Raw genomic sequence first — 17,115 nt, 5'->3', positions numbered from 1 at the left:
GCCGTCATCGAACGCGTGCGTCAGATGGCCGACGCCTGGGAGCAGCAGCTTCCCGACGTCATCCGTACACCCGCCGTCGTAAGCGCCCTGCGCGCCGCCACCGACCAGCCGCAGCAGCCCACCACTTGACCCACCGCCTCACCGGCCGGCCGGACCCCACCCGGCCGGCCACCCCGCCCAGTCCCACCGCAAGCCCGCAAGGAGCCCGCCGTGAACGAGTCGACCGAATGCCTCATCTGCCGCAGCGGCCTGTACGCCGACGAGCTCGGCCGGTACGCCTGTAGCCCCTGCGTGGAGCGGATCGATGGCCATCTCCTCGCCCTGGCTGGGCCCAAGGGCCTGTACGCCCGCCTGAGCGCCCAACTGGTCCCCGGGGCAGGGAATGGCGGCCCGGCGGTCTCCGGAAGCCGCACAGCCCCCGTACCGCTCCGCCTGGACGTGCTCAACTTGATGACTGCCGGCGGGCCCGTGCTCGGCCCGCTCGAAACCTGGGTGCGGGACTGGCGCGAACACGGGCGGGCCGAGGTGTGCGAGGCGGGAACGCTGCAGCAGCGCGTCGACCACGCCGTCCGGACGCTGCGGTTCAACCTCGAATGGGCCGCGGCCAATCACCCCGCCATCGACGAGGCCGCGCGCGAGGTGTCACTGATCCACCGCCAATGTGAGGCCCAGGTGTCGGGGGAGCGCAGGCCGCGAACCGTGCCCGTCGCCTGCCCCTGCGGCACTGTCCTCCGCGTCACCCTCGACACCCCCGGCTGCCGCTGCCCCGGATGCGGGACCCAGTACGGGCACAGCGAGCTCATGGACCTGCCGCTCGCTGGGCGGCGGATCGCGGCTTAGCGCTCGGGCATCCGAGTGACGCCCGCGAGCGCCCCCGCGCGGCCCAGCGTCGCAAGCTGTAGAGGGATTCCATGACAGAAACGAAGCGCTACTTTGACGTGCCCGACCCGCTCCCTCCCGGCGAGTTGCGGTTCCCAGGGAACGCCGGATGCGTTCGCGTGAAGGTCAAGCGCATCGAGCAGCGCGGCAAAGAGACATGGGTGCTCGTTGAAGCGCCACGATGGAAGCGCTGGAGTACCCAGGTGATGGTCGGCGAGAAGTCGCATGAAGGGATCTCGCCCGGCTTTGAGGACGTCTGGGCCCCGGCCTTTGCCGTGACTGCTGACTCGGATGACGTCGCCCGGCTGAAAGCGCTGTATCGCGGGTCCGTCTAACACGCGGGCATGGCAACGCGCCCCCGACCGCATCGGTCGAGGGCGCCTCCGTGCGTCTGCGCTCAGCGGTACTCGGCGCGCGCCTTCACCAGCTGCGCGTGCACTTCGTCGAGCCGGTCGCAGTGCGCGCGCACCTGGGTGATCACTTCGGCGAACTCGTCCGGGGTCAGGCACTCCATGACCTCGTCCTGGAACGGCTCCAGGTGGATGTGCGGGACGCTGCGCCGCGGGTCGTCCGAGTACGGGTCTACGTTGATCCGGCCGGCGAGGACCGGCATCGACAGCGTCCCGTGCCCGGCGTCGAAGACGGCCAGCCCTGGGCCGTCGAAGCGGGTGCCGTGCGACAGGTCCTCCAAGAACCCGGAGTCGTCGTTGCGGTGGCTGTCTGTGCACCAGGCCGGGCACGTCTCGACGACCTGGCCGCCCGAGTGGATGCGGCGCAGCCACGTGCGGTGCGGGACGGAAGGCGACTTCGACGGCAATTGGGACGGTGCAGGGGTGGGCTCAGGCAGTAAAGTAGCCATAGAGGTACTCCTTTGATCGGGTGGAACTCGCTGGCCAGCGGCACCACCCGCTGGTTGAACAGGCCGGACGGTTGCACCCGTCCGGCTTTTTCGTTGCCCAGATCTGCGGCAGTGCAATTGACGTTCACGCTCTTGGCTGACGTAGAAGCTAGACGATTCACCAGACTGGTGCGCTCCGGCTGCAGAGCCCATGAAGCGCCCCCCGTTCACCCATTCGAGTGACGGGCTAACAATTCCTCGAAATGCTCGTCGAGGAATTGTCAAGCTGCTGACCTGCGGCGGAACGCGAGGAATTCCAAATGAATTCCCAGTTCAGGAGGTATGTCGCACGCCACCTGACGGTTCGGCGGCCTTTAAGTCTGACCAATTTCTACCCGGTGAATGTCCGAAAATGACCCTCGGTGGTCGCCGGTGGCTCGCGCCTGATGGGTCGGCCCGGTGTTCAAGCCCGCCTAGTCTGGATGTGTCGTGGCGGATCAGTCGCCGATCAGGACCTGATCCAAGTACTCCTGTACCGGCTCGAACAGCCCGTAGGGCACGTATTTGCTGATCTCGTCGTGAGCGACCCAGGTCACTGCGTCCAGCTCGTCATCGTCCGCGACGCGGGCCTCGCCGGACAGAGCCTCGCACGCGGTGTAGCTCATGAGGCGGCCCGTCTTCGGGTGAACGCGCTCGCCGAGCAGACGAATCGCCTTGACGGTCAGGCCCGTCTCCTCCTCGGTCTCCCGCACAGCCGCGTCCTCAGCGGACTCGCCGGCCTCAATCGCACCCGCAGGGAACTGCCACATCAGCTCGCCTTCCTTCACGCGGCGCCGCACCATCAACACCTGCCCGCCCTGCGCAATGATCGCGGCGGAGATGCCGGGCTTGGTCTCGGTGTCGCTCATGCTGCCTCCAAGGCTTTCAGTACGGGCGGATAGATGCGGTCGGCGGGGATGAAGCGGGTGAGGCTGCTGCGGGGCACCCAAGCGACGTCGACGTTCTCAACGGAATCCCGGTTCTCTGCCTCGCCGGCCAGGTAGGCGCAGAGCACGTAGGAGGCCAACACGCCTGTTTGTGGGTGCACTCGGGAGCCGAGTTGTTCGCGGACTGCGCAGTGCACGCCAGTCTCCGCGTGAGTCTCCTGGATGGCGACGGACTCGATGTTGCCGTCCGGCTTGACCATGCCGGCCGGGAATTGCCAGGACAGGGCGGAATCCCCGCGGCGGCATACGAGTAGCACTTCGTCGGCCCGGGTCACGACGGCGATGGCGACACGCAGGGCCTGCGCCTGGGTGCGCTCCTCAGGCGGGCGGGACAGAAGGCTGAACCTCCGCTGCACCGTCTCACTCGCCCTCTCGTACTCGGTATCGAGCGCTGCCTGCATCTCGGTGCGGGGCACGATGCCCGGCTCCTTGTGCCAGCCGGCCACCGTGCGAGTTGCGACCCCGAGCTTCTTGGCGAACGCTTCATTCGTCATGCGTAAGGCCTCCTGCAATGCGCAGGCAGTTCGGCCTGTCCACGTATCGACGACGTCCACTATCGGCCCCTCGCGGTCTCTTTGGCGGGGTGGTGCATCACGGCTGCATTGGAACTGCACTGGCGGTGCATCGACTGCATTGCCAGTGCATCGGCGGCTCATTGGCCCCTAAGGCGCCTGGGCGTTGACTCGACGGCATGGAAGGTACCCGGTCACTTCCCCTTGGAGATCTGCTCGGCGCGCTGCGCAGTGACGCCGTCCATGATCTCGCCGATCTCGCGCCACGTCTTGCCGTTCGCCTTGAGTTCAAGGGCGATGCGTTGGCGAATGCCGCGGAGCCGGTCGTCGACGATGACTGCGGTCTTGCGGCTGGCCTGGTACCGCTCGATGGGGTCGCTGATCGTGTCGAGCGCGTCGAGGGAGTTGGCAACGTGAGCGACTGCGGTGTCGAGGGTGTGGGCCATTCCATGAGAGTAGGGGCGTTTTCGACTCGCTTCAAGCCTGTGCTTGACGACTGGCCGTGGACCCTCTATCTTTCAAATCAGAGCTTGAAAGCGCGGCTCACTCCTACCGGACTTGTCCGTCGAGGCGCGCCCCATAACAGCAAACGGGCCGGACACCGCAACTCCTACATCGCGGGCCGGCCCTCACCACCAGGATCTTTGAGAGGACCCCTGATGGATGCCGTACAGCTTACCGGCGCCTCCGCCGCGTCGATCACCCCCACAGCCGTCATGTCCCCGGCCGACGTCGCCGCCCACGAGGCCGCGTCCTACGTCCGCACCGCTCCGACCCGCCTGCCCGGCATGCTCGGCGCGGTCATCGACGCCCTGAGCGTCGAGCTGCGCCAGCCGGTCACCCGATACAGCCTCCAGCGCGCGATCAGCGAGGCGGCGTCTGCCCGGCACGGCGTGACTGTGTACGCCGAGCAGGCCCGTGCCGCCGACACCCACACGGCCACCGTGATCCTTGCGCGAGTGCCCTACGTCGGCCTCACCCACGGCCAGTACGTGCGCCGCATCCGAGTCGAGCTTGCCGCATGACCGCGGCCGAGCCGACCGCTCCCCGCGAGAACCGGATCCTCTCCGAGCCGGCCACCCCCACCACTTGCCGCCGCGACTACGAGGCCGGCGTCGATGTCCGCGCCACCGTCGCCCGGCAGCAGGCCCGCGCGCAGCGCTAACCCCCTTACCGCCGCGCCCTTGCCGGTGACCACCCTCAGCCCGGCAGGGGCGCGGCGCTCCACCTCACTTCACTCGGAGGACAGACCATGTGGGCCAGCATCATCGCCGCCGCCTCAGCCCTGGTGGGTGTCGCGCTCAGCACCGTTCTGCAGCAGCGCCAGGCCCGTGAGGTTCGTGCCGAGGCGCGGAGTGAGCAGGCCCGGCGGGACACCCTCCAGGCCGTGACCGACCTGGCGACCGCGGTTGCCGACCACCGCCGGGCGATGTGGGTTCGTGAGGAGGCCCGCCTCACGGGCGCTTCCGAGCAGGAGATTGCCGCACTGCGGGCCGAGTCTCACGTCACTCGGTCGGCAATCACGGCCCCGCACACCACTCTCACGATCCTTGCCCCCGCACTGGCCGAGGCAGCCGACGACGCGGTCGCCGCGACCTACGACATGCGCGGCGCCACCGCCATGCCGGCCTTGGAACTCCTGCGGGGGTCGGCGGTTGCCGCCACGAACCGGTTCGCCGCTGCGGCACGGGCGGCGCTCTCCGCCCGCTGAGCCTTGCACCACCCGAACCACCTCATTTCAACTCACCGACCCACTCGAAGGGCACCGCCATGTCTCCGTACCTGATGACCGCTGACATCTTCAACGCCGACCTCGCCACCGTCTCCGCCGGTGTCCGCCAGATCCGCGAGGACGTCAAGGTCGCCGACATCACCGCCTCCCACGAGGAGCACGACGGCGCCGAGGCCAGCGAGATCACCGTCCGGTTCATCGCTGCGCTCCAGGCCCGCGACACCGAGACCGAGTTCCAGCTGTGGCGGCAGGCGCACGACATCGACTCCGCCCAGCCGTTCGGGCCGCGCCTCATCGACGAACTCGACGCCCTGTCCACCCGCTTCACCCGCGCCGCCTGACCAACCTTCCCCGTGGGGTCCGGTTGCCGAGCCGACAGACGACCAGCCCCGCCACTCCACCCGCCATCACCGGCACCTAGCAACGAAAGGGAGCAGACATGACCACGCAGACCGAGACCACCACGCCGCAGGAAGTGTTCTTCGAGTTCGTCACCGTCGACGGGGCGATCTATCGCAAGGGCGAGAACGCCCCCGCCGGCACCGTCACGACCACGATCGGCGCGAACATCCCTGTCCGCGTCGAGTCCTACGCCGAGGTGGGGGACTGGATCGAGATCCAGATGTCCGACGGGTACGCCGTCGCTTTGCCCGAGTCGCGCATTGCCCGAGTCGTCGCCCGCACCCTCTGACCCGGCCCGCCCTGTCGTCCCCAGCCCCACGGCTGGTGGCGGCAGAGAGGCCCGGACCAATCGGACCCGCACCACCCACCCGACCACCGAAGGAGCACCGCCATGGCCACGACCGCCACTGCAGCTTGGCCGACCGGAGTCATCGCCCGCTACCTCACCGTCGGCGGCGCCACCGTCGATGTCACCAGCTTCGACACTGCGTACTGCGACGGCTGCGGCGAGGACGACGCGGATGACCGGTTCGTGGCACGCACCAACACCACCCAGCGCGCACGCCGCTGGTCCCAGAAGCACGCCGAGACCTGCCGTGCCATGCCGAAGCCGACCGCCTGACCACCGCACCTCGACCCGAAAGGACACCACCCGACATGACCACTGCCGAGCAGCCCCAGGGCCAGTACCACTTCGTCCTCACCGTGCAGAAGCCCAGCCCGGGCGGCTACATCGTCGCCGACTGGTCCGGCTCTATGACGCCCGAGCCCGGCTGGACCCGGCACGACACGTACCAGGCGATCCGGGCGGAGCACGTGAGGCAGAGGCCGGACATGGCGAACGCCGTCGGCCTCTTCTTCTCCCTCGAACCCAACCAGCTCTGAGCCAGCCCGCCCCGTCGCCGCGATCAGCGGCGGCCTCAACTCCCCGATAGGAGGAGTCATGAGCTTCACCAGCAGGGTCAAGACGGCCGGCCGTCACGTGGACCCGTTCGCCGCCGTCGAGAAGCTGCTCACTCTCGCCTCGCTCGCCCTGGTCGCTATCACGGTCGGCGGGCAGCTGGGCGAGATGATCGGCGTGCACGGCAAGGTCGGCATGGTCGTCGGCTGGTCGATCGCCATCGTTTACGACGCCCTGTGGATCGGGGCGCTGCGCATGTCGGAGATTGCGATCCGGCAGCGCTCGAAGGTGGGCATGGGGGTCATGCTGGGCCTGTCTGCCGTCGCGGTCGGCGTCTCGGCGACGATCCTGCTGATCCTCGGCCACGCAAAGGTGTTCGCCTTCGTGCCGGTCGCCGCCGCCCTGTTCATGGGGTTGCGACTGTTCGCCGGGAACGTCCTCGCTGACCCGGCCACCGCGACCCGGATCGCCGAGCGGTCGGCCGCGGATCGCAACGCCCGCGCCCTTGCCGCAGCCGACGCCCGGCATCTGCGGTCCGAGGCGACCACCGATGTGCTCGCAGAGACCGCCGGACACCTCGGCGAGGTGCAGAGGCAGACCGCCCGCGCCGATGTCCTCACCCGAGCACAGGCCGAGATCAATAAGGCGCGCGCCAAGGCCGAGAAGCGCCTGCAGAAGTCGGAGAAGAAGCACGGCCCGAAAGCCCTGGCCTTCGCTGAACGCGACCTGAATCTGGCCGTGTCCCGACCTGTGGTCACAGCTGGCGGAGACACCCCGGCTGAGCTGGAGGGTCACACGGTGGTCACACAGGCCACCCCGGAAATTGAGCCTGTGACCCTGCCGCCCGTGACTGAGGACGAAACGGACATGGACACGGTGGGTGGCCAGGCCCCCGCCAAGGGGGCCATGACCCTCCAGGAACTCGCCGACATCGAAGGCGTCGAGCTGCCCAAGCCGGGCGTGACGCTCTCCGACGAACAGCTCGCCATCGTCCTGCGGTGGCTGCGCTACGGCATGGAACCGCCCCGCTCCTACCGGCAAGCCCAGAAGGAATTCCGGGACGCCGGCTTCAAGGCCCGCGAGGAGCGCGTCCGTAATACCTGGGCCGAGATCGAGAAGCGCGAGACCAGCGCCGCCCCCCGATAGCCCGCACGCCGGCACCACCAGTGAGGCCCAGCCCCCCACGGTCTGGTCCTTGCTGCGACTGCCGGAAGCAGTCGGCATAGCGAAAACAGCAGGTCAACCGGTGAGTGAGTCGGTGAGCGGAACCCTCGCAGACCCGGCAAGCAGACCCGGACAGGGTCGCGCCCGACTCGACCAACGAACGAAAGGAGAGAACGGACGTGAGCGGATCCACGTACTGGCCCAAGGAGATCAAGCGGGCGGACAAGCGCTCACCCAAGGAAGGCGCGACCCGCCGGCTGGACCGACTGCGCAGCACGCTGCGCGACCTCGATCCAGTGGTCGCCAACCGCGCGTGGGGCGAGATCGGTGAGGCCCTCCAGCGCATCACCGACCGCTACTCACGGTGATCGTTCACTCGTTCATTCACCTCCGGGACAGATGAACCCTCCGTGTGCTACGCGCGCACGTGCGCGCACGGCGCAGTCGTTCACCCCACCAAGTCACACAACGTAAGGGGAAGTTGATGGAGATCCTGCTCATCGCGTGCATGCTCGCCTACGCGGCAGGCTCGCAGAGCGAGCAGTCGAAGCTGGGATTGTCTCCGGCGCAGCGTGCCGTCATGCGCGAGGAGACCCGACACGAGAAGGCCGTTCAGCGGATCGCAGAGAAGCACGGCGGGACAGCCCCGCCGAAGAATGGTGTCTCTGCGTGGAAGGAAGCGCCCGTCGCCAGCGGCGCGGAGGCCGCAGCCCTGGAGACCTTCTGGTCCGGGTACCGCAAGCGCCGCTCTGCCGAGCACCCCAGGACGCCGATCGGCCACCGGGCCGGAACGTGGACTGCGCAGGGTGTGACGTGGGCGCAGGACACGGGCCGCGGCGCGTGGCAGGCCTACCGCAAGCGGCGCCGCGACGCAGGCCACGAGGATCCCGGCCCGGTGTTCATTCCGCTGCCGCGCGATCAGTCGCCGCTGGTGCCTCCGATGCCGTCAACGCCTCCGACAGTCGGCTTCGACAGCGACAAGAGTGCGGGCCCGGCCGCGGCGGAGGAATCACCGAAGAAGGGCGATGAGGAGTCGGCGAAGGAGCCGGCCGTCGACCTCAAGAAGGCACCCGGAAAGACGCCGGTCACCCCCGACGAGCCCGCCGTCGACACCGCGCCCGAACCGGATCAGGACGACACGACACCGTCCCCCACACCGCAATCAGCCGACAAACCACAAGGAGTTGGACGCATGGCAGCCGACGTCACCTACGAGTCCGTCATGGAAGAGAGCGACGAGCTCTCCCTCATGTGCGAGGACGACGTCCGCGTCTACGGGCGCATCCACGCCCGTGCCGAGCGGGAGATCGCACGCGGCGACGACCTGATCGTCGCCTTGCAGAGCGCAGGGTTCGGGGCGGGCGTCATCGGCTGGGTCACCCGCTGCATGGACCAGTACCGGGCGATCCGCGCGCAGCTCGGCGACCTGGAAGTCAACACGATCGCTCAGGGCGAGAAGGTCGTCGCGGCCAAGTCCCTCCTCGAAGCAGGACAGGGCGTCTACGCCGAGATCGCCAAGGACATGGAGTCCGTCGCCGAACGCGACTCGTACATCTCCGACGCCGTCGACGCCGAGGACACCAGCGCCCACACCGAGATCTACGAGACGAAGGCGGCCTGACCATGGCAGAGAAGTCCACCGTCGGAACAGTCATCACCGTCGCGGCAGTCCTCGCCAGGGCGGCAGCCTACGGAATCCGCGCCGGCAACACCCGGCGGGCAGTCGAGCGGCTCCAGTCCCGCTTCCAAGAGCGCGCCGACTCCGCCCGCTACCTGTCCGAGGCCATGACCAGGCTGGACGTCGACGAGCCGACCACCACCGCCTACATGGAGGTCGCGACTCTGTCCGACGCCATGGCCGCCAACGTGGCCGGCATCGTCTCCGCCTCCGACTCCCTCTCCACCTCGGCGCAGGGCCTCGACAGCGAGACACGGGCCCAGCACGGGCGAATGGCCGACGCCAACCGCACGCACGCCGTGCAGATGGCCGACCGCCAGTTCATCCAGCGCCGGTAGAGACCGCGCACACACCACGAAGGGCGGGGCCATAGCCCTGGCCCCGCCCCTCACCACCGCAGGAATCGGAGAAAACCGGATGGCAACGCCGACTCTAGTCAAGCCCGAAACCAAGAACGAAGCGCCGCAGCAGGAACTGACCGGACTGCGTGCCCGCATGGACGAGGTGCACAACCCCGGCCTGTACGTTGGCGCCGGGCTGGGCATCGCTTCCGGCTTCCTCGCCGGCGAGCCGCTGCTGCTGACGACCGCCGGAGCATCAAGCATCGCGGCCGGCTGGGCGGCTCTCGGGCTGCTTCCCGGCCCGTGGCGCTGGCTGCCGGGGCAGGGTGAGCCGTGGGAGTGGATGTGCCGTAGCAGCCGTCGCGGCTACCGGCGCAAGGTCCGCCGCATGCGCCACCGTCTCTCACGGGACCACTCGTGCAGCCCGGCCGTCGGCAGCGACGGGCTGCTCGTACCGGTCGTAGGGATCGCCGACGGTTGGCGACAGCGGGACGACCGCGCTGCCCTTGTACGCGCCGCAACCACGGAGGCGCACCGGGTGCGATGCAGGTCGCTGCGCACCGCCTGGGCGAAGGCCCTGCCGGACTGGGAGTCCGGCTGGTGGCGCAAGTACACACCCACCGAGATGGCGCTGCGGGCCGGTCCGCTCGCAGCGATTCCGGCCAGCGGCTTTGTCGAGCTGCCCTGGTGGGGCCGTGTCGCCGTCCTTACCGTCAGCACGGGCTGGGGGGTAAAGGTCTGGCACCGGCCCACCCCTGCCGCGGCGGACACCGCAAGCCCGATGGGCGCCGACTGGTACGTGGCCCGCTGGTCCGAGTGGATCGCCTGCGAACGTGGCCCGCTGCCCGATTCCAAGCTCACCAGCATCGACCTCGACAGCGACAGGCTCACCGCCATCATCGTGTCCACGACGGCCAAGCCGGCGCTGGGTGTCGACCAGGACTCCATTTCGATTGCGTTCGGGGTGCCGCCGCGTGCGGTGAACGTCTACCGGCCCGACGACATGGCCGCCAACCGGGCCAAGTTGACCGTGCGGCTCAAGGCGCTCACGAAGCGGGTGGGGGACGGCCTGCCGGACGTCTGGGAGGAGTTCAACCCCTACGAAGGCAGCGAGCTGTACGGCGTCGAGCCCACCGACACCGGCCGGAAGTTCACGATCCTGCTGCCGCGCAAGGGCACGCCAGTCACCGCCGTGCAGCCCCGCGTGATCGCCCAGGCGCTCGACATGCCGGGCGAAGAGGCAGTCTCACGCCTGCACCTGCGTGCACTGGACTCCCGGCGGATCGAGGTCAACGAGATGTCCTCGAACCCGCTCCAGGACGGTGTCCCCCTGGACCTGGACGCGCTGGTCATGGACGCCGACGGGTACGTGACAGTCGGCCTCGACATCTACGGGCGCCCGGTCCGCTGGCGCCTGATGATCCCCAACGCGGGGAAGTCCGGCCTGTCCGGCACCCCGGGCATGTCGGCCGTGCACTCGTTCGCGTCCGGCACCACCGGGGCGGGCAAGACCTCCCTGGAGGAGGCCCTGCTGATCGCCCAGGCCGTCAACAGGTTCGTCTCCTGGGTAGCCGACGGCAAGGGCGGCGTGGGCTACGCCTCATGGACCGACGACCTGGACTGGCTGGTCAAGTCCCCGCTCGGCTTCGCCCTGATGGCGCAGGGTGCCTCAGCGGTCGGCAAGTACCGGTTCGCCGTGCAGATGCGGATGCAGTGGCGTGACGCGGACGGCGACCTTGAGACAGGCCGGTCCTTCTTCGTGCCAGGCGAGCCGTTCGCACCGATGGCGGTGACCTTCGACGAGTTCAATGAGATGGCCAAGGAGGGCTCCCGGGACCAGAACGCCGCCGCTGTCCTCAAGGGCGTCTCGCACCTGGGGCGCCAGACCCGTGCTGCCGGCATCGGGGCGCGCGCCCACGTGCAGCTGCCCAACCTGGACGCCATCGGCTCGAACGCCGACGCCAACGCGGTCCGCGACATGCTCCAGTCCGGCAACATCGCGCTGTTCCGCACCGCGCGCGCCGACGTCGACACGATGTCGCTGGGCTCGCGCACTCCCGAGTTCCGCCTGGAGCCGATCCCCGAGACGTTCCCGAACGGGTCCGGCACCGGGGGCCTGTGCTACGTCGCCGACGGCGCATCCCAGTACACGCAGTCCCGCGTGATGTACCACCACAACGCGGCCAAAGTGTTCCGCACGCTGCCCCGCACGACGCTGACGGATGGCGAGGCGGACGCGGCCGGTATCGCGTACCTGCGCCGCGACGAGTACCGGCACATGGACGCCTCGGAAGAAGAGGCGTTCCTGACGGACCTGATCAAGTCCGGCAAGAAGAGCCCGGCCGCCGTCGTCATCGACATGAAGCCCACCGTCCCGGCCGCCGTCGAGGCGGCGGACGTCGAAGACGACGACCTGGACGAACTCGTGCCGCCCACCCGTTCGCAACTCGTCTGGCGCGCGGTCGACGGCGGTGCACGCCGCAACAAGCAGATCGCCGAGGTCACCGACCTGAAGCCCAGCAACGTCGCGGGCGCCACCGCCCGCCTGGAACGCCTCGGCAAGCTCGCCCAGATCGACCGCGACTGGCACACCGCCGAACGCCTCGGCGCCTAATCCAACCTCACCGAAACGGAGAAATCTCATGACCATCACCCTCAGCGGCCTGTTCCTCCTTGCCTGCGTCGGCCTCGGTATCTGGTTCAAGAAGGACAGCAGCTTCCGTAAGCGTGAGTTCCTCGCCGTCTCGCTGTTCTGGATCCTCGCCGTCGCCACCCCCTGGGGCGCCGACTGCGTCGCCAAGGCCCAGGACATGCTCGGCACCGGAGCCCGTGCCGCCAGCGACACCGTGAACTCCGTGTCCTCCAAGTAGCCCGTACTAGGCGGCCCGCACTCGGCGGGCCGCGACCGCCGAACACGCCGCGCCACTTGGCCCGGAAGGAGACCCAGCCCCATGCCCACACAGCCTGAGCCCACCGACCGGGCCGCCACCTATGCCGCTGCCCAGCAGATCGCCGACGCCGTCAACGACGTGTACGCCGACGAACGGGCCACATTTCACCGGGACGACACCCCGCTCCCGCTGGTCGGCACCGCCCCGCCCGTACCGCAGCCCGGCCGGCCCCCGATGTCCCAGCGGGCCACCGACGCCAGTGCCCTGATGCTGTCCGGGGGAGCCGCGTCGCTCCTCGTCGGCGGGAGCGCCTCCCTCGTAATGCTGGCGTCCGGGAGCGCGGACCCCGTTGTGTGCGCCGTTGTCCTCGGCGCCCCGGCCGTGCTCGTCCTCGCGATCGGCCGCCTCGTTGGACGGGTCAAGGACACCGTCGAGGCCGCCCCGGCCCCGGTTCACAACCACTTCCACCGCGACGTCCACCAGGACCAGCGCAGCATCAACACCACCACCCGCGGCGTTATCGCCACCACCCGCAACCAGACCCGCTGAACCTCACCGCACGACAGGGCCCTGGACTTCACGGTCCGGGGCCTTTGTCGTGGCCCGTGCCAGCCACCGCTCCGTCCCCGTCGATCTGGTCGGCGGCAGTAGCGGGCGAAGGTTGAAAGCCGCGCACATGCGGGCCAGTTCGGCGGCGCACTCCTCCTGCGAGTCCGCCTGCACCATGAAGACCGTGGCCATGGGGCCAGTCTGGTGGATAGCGGGTAGCTATCGCAGGTGAATGATCCATAGCTTGACGCGATGATGTGGGCGAACGTATCGTCTGCCTCACTAGACACGCATGTCGCTGAGGGCCGCCCGACAAGGCGGCCCTCAGTCATTTCCGGCGGAGGCGAACATGGTCACCCGCGGACTTGTCAGCGAGAAGGACGCCGCCTACTACGCAGGCCGGCCCGGCGTCACGATCCGGCGCTGGGCGCACGAAGGGCGAATCCGGCGATACGGCTCCGGCCGCGGCAACGTTCGGTACAGCGTCTTCGAGCTGAACAAAGCCGTCCGCGACGAATGGACGCGTGAGCTCATCACCCCTGGTGAGCCGCCGCCGCTGCCCGGAGTCGCGAAGCCTGCCTGATGACCTGGCGCACTGGCGGAACATCCACTCTGGTCAACCCTGGCCGTCTGTAGCTGCCGCGTTCACTCCCGCGAGAAGCGACTGCGCCCCCAGGGACAATGTCCGCCCGGCCATGACGCACTCGGTGTACGCGTCGCCCGATGGTCGCGTCAGACACCCGTTGCTGCTGTACGCATCCCGGGCTGCTTGAACCTTGCGGGCGTATCTCAGCAGGTCACCGAACCCGTCCCGTCCGTCCACCTCTTTGATCAGTGCGTCGGCGTCGCCAGCCAGCGCCTTCCCTGCCTCGTCGCAGTCCCCCGTGAACAGGCCCGGCGGCATACACAGGGAGGCCGTCATCGGCCCCATGTCGTGCGACCGCTGTTCCAATACCGGCGCCCACTTCTCCTGCATCTCCGAAGCCGAGCGGACCTTGGCTGCGGGCGCCCCGGCGCTGCCCTTGTTGTCGCTATCGCCTGAGTCACTGCATCCAGTAAGCAGCGTCCCTACTGCGACAGTTGTGATCACCCAGCGTCTCACGCGCACCCCCTCAATTGGTGCCCCGGATGCTACGGAAGGCGGCACGACACTGATGGTCAAACGGACAAAGTGGCGCGTGTGCTCGCGCCCTGGCTGCCCCGAGTACACCGACCAAGGAGGCCGTTGCTCCGCATGCCGTACCGAAGCTGATCAGCAGCGCGGTACCGCGAGACAGCGCGGATACGACCGACAGCACGAGACGCGCTTCCGTGCCGCTGTCCTTGCTCGCGATCCCATCTGTGTCCTCTGTGGCGCTGCACCGTCGAAGCACGCGGATCACTGGCCAACAGACCGGCGCGAACTCGCGCGCACTGGCCAAGACCCGAACGACCCGAAGCACGGACGCGGCGTCTGCCAGCCCTGCCACAGCAGCGAGACAGCACGCGACCAACCAGGAGGCTGGAACCGGTGAGCAACGCCGACAGCGCACCGAGCGGTGAACAGCGGCTCGGATCACTGATCGACGCACTGGACATCACCACCAGCCTCGCCGGCGACGAGCTTGCAGCCGGCGCCATCGTCCTCCTCAAGGTCATCGAGACCGACGGCTCAACCCGGCTCAGCGCCTCCTACTCCGAAGGCCTCGGCTGGATCGAGCGCGTCGGCATGCTCCGCATCGCCGAAGCCATGGAGACCGGGGCAGCCCACACCCGGGAGCCCGACGACTGACAGCCCCCGGTCACGCTACGTGTCGAGGGTGGGGGGTAACCCCTTGATCATCGACTCGTCCCGGACCGCCGGGGAGGTCTATCGATTTCTGTACGGGTCTGGAGAGGCCCAGGGCCAGGACGTCGACCACACAGAGTGACAGATCGGTGGTGATCTCGTGGCCGGGATGGGGCCTGCACCGAAGCCTGCCGACCAGCGCCGGCGGCGCAACGCGACCCTCGCGCTGACGCCGCTGCCGGCCGAAGGGCGCGCGGGGGATCCGCCGCGGTGGCCGCTACTCGACGACGTGACGGCAGTGACCCGTCGGGACATGGCAGCGCGTGCGGCCGACGACGCGGAGCTCGCGCTGCTGGAGCCCAACCTGAAGGGCCGGGCAAAGGCGAACGCTCAGCGAAAGGCCGACGCATCCAGGGCCGAGGCGACGATCCTCCAGGCGCAGCTCGAAGCGCAGCAGCGTGTAGAGGCTGAGCTGTGGACAGAGCTGTGGGCAACTCCGCAGGCCGTGCAGTGGGAGCGGATGGGCTGGACACGCGAGGTCGCGCAGTACGTGCGGTGGAAGTGCCGGGCGGAGAGCGGCGACCTGGACGCGGGCAAGGAGGCCCGGCAACTCGGTGACCGGCTGGGGCTGACGCCTCTGGCGATGCTTCGGCTCCGGTGGGAGGTCGTCGGCGGTGAGCCGCAGATCTCGGCGCAGCAGCCAGGGGCGCGGCGACCATCGTCCCGGTCGATGCAGGCCCGCCGCCGACTGAAGGTTGTGGACAACGACGAGAAGGGCAGCGGCTGATGGCGCGGATGGAGCCCGGCGACATCTCCCTGAGCAAGGTGTCCGCCGATGTGGCGGGGGCCTGAGTTTCCAGGCGAGTTCCCGAGCCTGGGCTGGCTGCTGGGCGAGTGGATCGAGCAGCATTGCGTTATCCCCGACGGGGACCGGGCTGGCGAGCCTTACAGGCTCACGGATGAGATGTGGACATTCCTGGTCCACCACTACCGGCTGAAGCCGGGCGCGCAGCAGGGCCAGCGGGCGCCGGCCTTCGCGTACCGGCGGTCTCAGCTCGTTCGGCCGCAGAAGTGGGGCAAGGGGCCCTTCTCCGGCGCGCTGATCTGCGGCGAGGGCGTCGGACCGGTTCTCTTCCTGGGCTGGGCCGACGGCGGCGAGGTCTACGACTGCCGGGACTACGGGTGCGGCTGCGGGTGGCTGTACGAGTACGAGCCGGGCGACCCGATGGGGCGGCCGTGGCCGACTCCGCTGATCCAGATCGCGGCCAACAGTGAGGACCAGACGGCGAACGTTTATAGCGCGCTGCAGCCGATGATCGAGCTAGGGCCGCTCGCCGAACTGATCCCGGATACCGGGGATACGCGGATCAACCTGCCCGGCGGTGGCCGGATCGACCCGGTGACCTCCCGCGCGCGCACGCGGCTCGGGCAGCGCGTGACGTTCGTGGTCCAGGACGAGACCGGCCTGTGGACTGTCGCGTCGGGCATGGTCCAGGTCGCCGAGACGCAGCGCCGCGGCCTGGCCGGCATGGGCGGCCGGTCGATCGAGACGACCAACGCGTGGGACCCATCAGAGGATTCGGTCGCGCAGCGCACGGCCGAGGCCCGAGTGAAGGACATCTACCGGGACCACAAACTGGCCGACCCACGGCTCCAGTACACGCTGAAGTCAGACCGCCGGAAGATCCACCGGGCGGTGTACGGAGACAGCGCCGGCCGCGGCGGTTGGGTCGACCTCGACGCCATCGAGGGCGAGGCCGCAGAGCTGATCGAGAAGGACATCGCCCAGGCGGAGAGGTTCTTCGGCAACCGGATCACCGCTGGCGTCGGCACGTGGCTGGAGCGGCCGATCTGGGATCTGCGGGCCGCGCCCAGGGACGTCGGCAACAAGCCGCGGGTGGTGCTCGGCTTCGACGGGTCCGACGTCGACGACTGGACCGGCTTCAGGGCCGAGACCCTGGACGGCTACCAGTTCACCCCGACGTATGGACCGGACAACCGGCCAACGATCTGGAATCCGGCCGAGTGGGAGGGCCAGGTCCCGCGCCTCGAAGTCGAGGCGGCGATGGATGAACTCATGACCCGGTACGAGGTCCTGCGCGTGTACGCGGATCCGCCGTACTGGGAGACGGAGATCGATACCTGGGCGGACCGGTATGGAGAGCAGCGGGTTGTCCGCTGGTACTCGAACCGAGTCGTGCAGATGCACGCGGCGTGCGAGCGGCTGCTGACGGACGTGACGAAGAAGGACAGCACGTTCCGACATGACGGATGCGAGGTGACCGGCGCCCATGTGGCAAACGCGCGTAAAGCAGCCCGCACTTCAAACCGCTACGTCCTCCGCAAGGCATCGGTGGCACAGAAGATCGACCTCGCTGTCGTCTCCGTGCTCGCGCACGAAGCAGCTGGGGACGCCATCAAGGCCGGTCTGGCACAGGTCAAGAAGCCGTCGTATGTCTACACCGGGGGGTGAG

26 protein-coding genes are annotated in these 17,115 nt (G+C 68.7%); 20 read left to right on the top strand and 6 right to left on the bottom strand.

Features of this window, described 5'->3' with window-relative positions:
- Window positions 1-210: 210 nt before the first annotated feature.
- Both ACIOHC_RS30800 and ACIOHC_RS30795 read left to right on the top strand, forming a co-directional pair.
- A complete protein-coding gene (locus ACIOHC_RS30800; RefSeq protein ID WP_401844860.1) occupies window positions 211-840 on the top strand; it encodes a hypothetical protein in 630 nt (209 codons plus the stop codon).
- Window positions 841-911: 71 nt separating this feature from the next.
- Complete coding sequence (locus ACIOHC_RS30795) at window positions 912-1,214, top strand: hypothetical protein (RefSeq protein ID WP_401844858.1); 303 nt, start codon at window positions 912-914, stop codon at window positions 1,212-1,214.
- Window positions 1,215-1,276: 62 nt separating this feature from the next.
- On the opposite strand, the gene ACIOHC_RS30790 is transcribed toward ACIOHC_RS30795, so the two are convergent.
- The 4 genes from ACIOHC_RS30790 to ACIOHC_RS30775 all read right to left on the bottom strand — a co-directional run bounded on the left by ACIOHC_RS30790 (window position 1,277) and on the right by ACIOHC_RS30775 (window position 3,661).
- Entirely contained in the window at window positions 1,277-1,738 is a 462-nt protein-coding gene (locus ACIOHC_RS30790) for a DUF6907 domain-containing protein (protein ID WP_401844856.1), read from the bottom strand.
- A 476-nt stretch (window positions 1,739-2,214) separates the two neighbouring features.
- Complete coding sequence (locus ACIOHC_RS30785; protein WP_401844854.1) at window positions 2,215-2,625, bottom strand: NUDIX hydrolase; 411 nt, start codon at window positions 2,623-2,625, stop codon at window positions 2,215-2,217.
- Window positions 2,622-3,257 (bottom strand): NUDIX hydrolase, encoded by a 636-nt coding sequence (locus ACIOHC_RS30780; RefSeq protein ID WP_401844852.1) that lies wholly within the window; start codon window positions 3,255-3,257, stop codon window positions 2,622-2,624. Before ACIOHC_RS30780 ends, ACIOHC_RS30785 begins: the two co-directional genes overlap by 4 nt.
- Window positions 3,258-3,409: 152 nt before the next feature.
- Window positions 3,410-3,661 (bottom strand): hypothetical protein, encoded by a 252-nt coding sequence (locus tag ACIOHC_RS30775; protein WP_401844850.1) that lies wholly within the window; start codon window positions 3,659-3,661, stop codon window positions 3,410-3,412.
- 213 nt (window positions 3,662-3,874) lie between these two features.
- Here ACIOHC_RS30775 and ACIOHC_RS30770 point away from each other — a divergent pair, with 213 nt between their 5' ends.
- The 14 genes from ACIOHC_RS30770 (at window position 3,875) to ACIOHC_RS30705 (ending at window position 12,873) form a co-directional block, all read left to right on the top strand.
- Window positions 3,875-4,240, top strand: a complete 366-nt coding sequence (locus ACIOHC_RS30770; RefSeq protein WP_401844848.1) for a hypothetical protein — start codon at window positions 3,875-3,877, stop codon at window positions 4,238-4,240.
- A complete protein-coding gene (locus tag ACIOHC_RS30765) occupies window positions 4,237-4,380 on the top strand; it encodes a hypothetical protein (RefSeq protein ID WP_389636308.1) in 144 nt (47 codons plus the stop codon). The genes ACIOHC_RS30770 and ACIOHC_RS30765 overlap by 4 nt, the downstream gene beginning before the upstream one ends.
- A gap of 87 nt (window positions 4,381-4,467) precedes the next feature.
- Window positions 4,468-4,926 carry a protein kilB gene (locus tag ACIOHC_RS30760; protein ID WP_401844846.1) on the top strand — a complete coding sequence of 153 codons (459 nt, stop codon included), beginning with the start codon at window positions 4,468-4,470 and terminating at the stop codon, window positions 4,924-4,926.
- Between the two features lie 59 nt (window positions 4,927-4,985).
- Window positions 4,986-5,288 (top strand): hypothetical protein, encoded by a 303-nt coding sequence (locus ACIOHC_RS30755; RefSeq protein WP_389636310.1) that lies wholly within the window; start codon window positions 4,986-4,988, stop codon window positions 5,286-5,288.
- Between the two features lie 98 nt (window positions 5,289-5,386).
- The gene (locus tag ACIOHC_RS30750; RefSeq protein ID WP_389636311.1) at window positions 5,387-5,638 is read left to right on the top strand and encodes a hypothetical protein; all 252 of its coding nucleotides are present in this window, start codon (window positions 5,387-5,389) and stop codon (window positions 5,636-5,638) included.
- Window positions 5,639-5,740: 102 nt separating this feature from the next.
- Entirely contained in the window at window positions 5,741-5,971 is a 231-nt protein-coding gene (locus ACIOHC_RS30745; protein ID WP_401844843.1) for a hypothetical protein, read from the top strand.
- Window positions 5,972-6,006: 35 nt separating this feature from the next.
- Window positions 6,007-6,234 carry a hypothetical protein gene (locus tag ACIOHC_RS30740; protein ID WP_401844841.1) on the top strand — a complete coding sequence of 76 codons (228 nt, stop codon included), beginning with the start codon at window positions 6,007-6,009 and terminating at the stop codon, window positions 6,232-6,234.
- A gap of 58 nt (window positions 6,235-6,292) precedes the next feature.
- Window positions 6,293-7,396: a hypothetical protein gene (locus ACIOHC_RS30735; RefSeq protein ID WP_401844838.1), complete on the top strand. Its 1,104-nt coding sequence runs from the start codon at window positions 6,293-6,295 to the stop codon at window positions 7,394-7,396.
- A gap of 197 nt (window positions 7,397-7,593) precedes the next feature.
- Entirely contained in the window at window positions 7,594-7,782 is a 189-nt protein-coding gene (locus tag ACIOHC_RS30730) for a hypothetical protein (protein ID WP_326768841.1), read from the top strand.
- A gap of 116 nt (window positions 7,783-7,898) precedes the next feature.
- Window positions 7,899-9,035: a hypothetical protein gene (locus ACIOHC_RS30725; RefSeq protein WP_401844837.1), complete on the top strand. Its 1,137-nt coding sequence runs from the start codon at window positions 7,899-7,901 to the stop codon at window positions 9,033-9,035.
- Between the two features lie 2 nt (window positions 9,036-9,037).
- On the top strand, window positions 9,038-9,430 hold the full coding sequence (locus ACIOHC_RS30720) for a hypothetical protein (RefSeq protein WP_389636316.1): 393 nt from the start codon (window positions 9,038-9,040) through the stop codon (window positions 9,428-9,430).
- Window positions 9,431-9,509: 79 nt separating this feature from the next.
- On the top strand, window positions 9,510-12,047 hold the full coding sequence (locus ACIOHC_RS30715; protein WP_401844834.1) for a hypothetical protein: 2,538 nt from the start codon (window positions 9,510-9,512) through the stop codon (window positions 12,045-12,047).
- Between the two features lie 28 nt (window positions 12,048-12,075).
- Complete coding sequence (locus ACIOHC_RS30710; protein ID WP_389636318.1) at window positions 12,076-12,303, top strand: hypothetical protein; 228 nt, start codon at window positions 12,076-12,078, stop codon at window positions 12,301-12,303.
- Window positions 12,304-12,384: 81 nt separating this feature from the next.
- Window positions 12,385-12,873 carry a hypothetical protein gene (locus ACIOHC_RS30705; protein WP_389636319.1) on the top strand — a complete coding sequence of 163 codons (489 nt, stop codon included), beginning with the start codon at window positions 12,385-12,387 and terminating at the stop codon, window positions 12,871-12,873.
- A 3-nt stretch (window positions 12,874-12,876) separates the two neighbouring features.
- On the opposite strand, the gene ACIOHC_RS30700 is transcribed toward ACIOHC_RS30705, so the two are convergent.
- The gene (locus ACIOHC_RS30700; RefSeq protein ID WP_401844831.1) at window positions 12,877-13,065 is read right to left on the bottom strand and encodes a hypothetical protein; all 189 of its coding nucleotides are present in this window, start codon (window positions 13,063-13,065) and stop codon (window positions 12,877-12,879) included.
- A gap of 157 nt (window positions 13,066-13,222) precedes the next feature.
- On the opposite strand from ACIOHC_RS30700, the gene ACIOHC_RS30695 reads away from it, so the two are divergent.
- Window positions 13,223-13,456 (top strand): DNA-binding protein, encoded by a 234-nt coding sequence (locus tag ACIOHC_RS30695; RefSeq protein WP_401844829.1) that lies wholly within the window; start codon window positions 13,223-13,225, stop codon window positions 13,454-13,456.
- A 33-nt stretch (window positions 13,457-13,489) separates the two neighbouring features.
- Here ACIOHC_RS30695 and ACIOHC_RS30690 read toward each other — a convergent pair whose 3' ends face one another.
- The gene (locus tag ACIOHC_RS30690) at window positions 13,490-13,849 is read right to left on the bottom strand and encodes a hypothetical protein (protein WP_389636322.1); all 360 of its coding nucleotides are present in this window, start codon (window positions 13,847-13,849) and stop codon (window positions 13,490-13,492) included.
- A gap of 534 nt (window positions 13,850-14,383) precedes the next feature.
- Between ACIOHC_RS30690 and ACIOHC_RS30685 the strand changes: the two genes are divergently transcribed.
- From ACIOHC_RS30685 to ACIOHC_RS30675, 3 genes are all read left to right on the top strand, one after another.
- Complete coding sequence (locus tag ACIOHC_RS30685; protein ID WP_401844827.1) at window positions 14,384-14,644, top strand: hypothetical protein; 261 nt, start codon at window positions 14,384-14,386, stop codon at window positions 14,642-14,644.
- 310 nt (window positions 14,645-14,954) lie between these two features.
- A complete protein-coding gene (locus ACIOHC_RS30680) occupies window positions 14,955-15,428 on the top strand; it encodes a hypothetical protein (RefSeq protein WP_389636323.1) in 474 nt (157 codons plus the stop codon).
- A gap of 177 nt (window positions 15,429-15,605) precedes the next feature.
- Window positions 15,606-17,114: a hypothetical protein gene (locus ACIOHC_RS30675; RefSeq protein WP_389636324.1), complete on the top strand. Its 1,509-nt coding sequence runs from the start codon at window positions 15,606-15,608 to the stop codon at window positions 17,112-17,114.
- Window position 17,115 lies beyond the last annotated feature (1 nt).

This window comes from Streptomyces sp. NPDC088252, from assembly GCF_044740965.1.
GTDB lineage: Bacteria > Actinomycetota > Actinomycetes > Streptomycetales > Streptomycetaceae > Streptomyces.
This window is presented reverse-complemented; position numbering and strand designations above follow the sequence as displayed.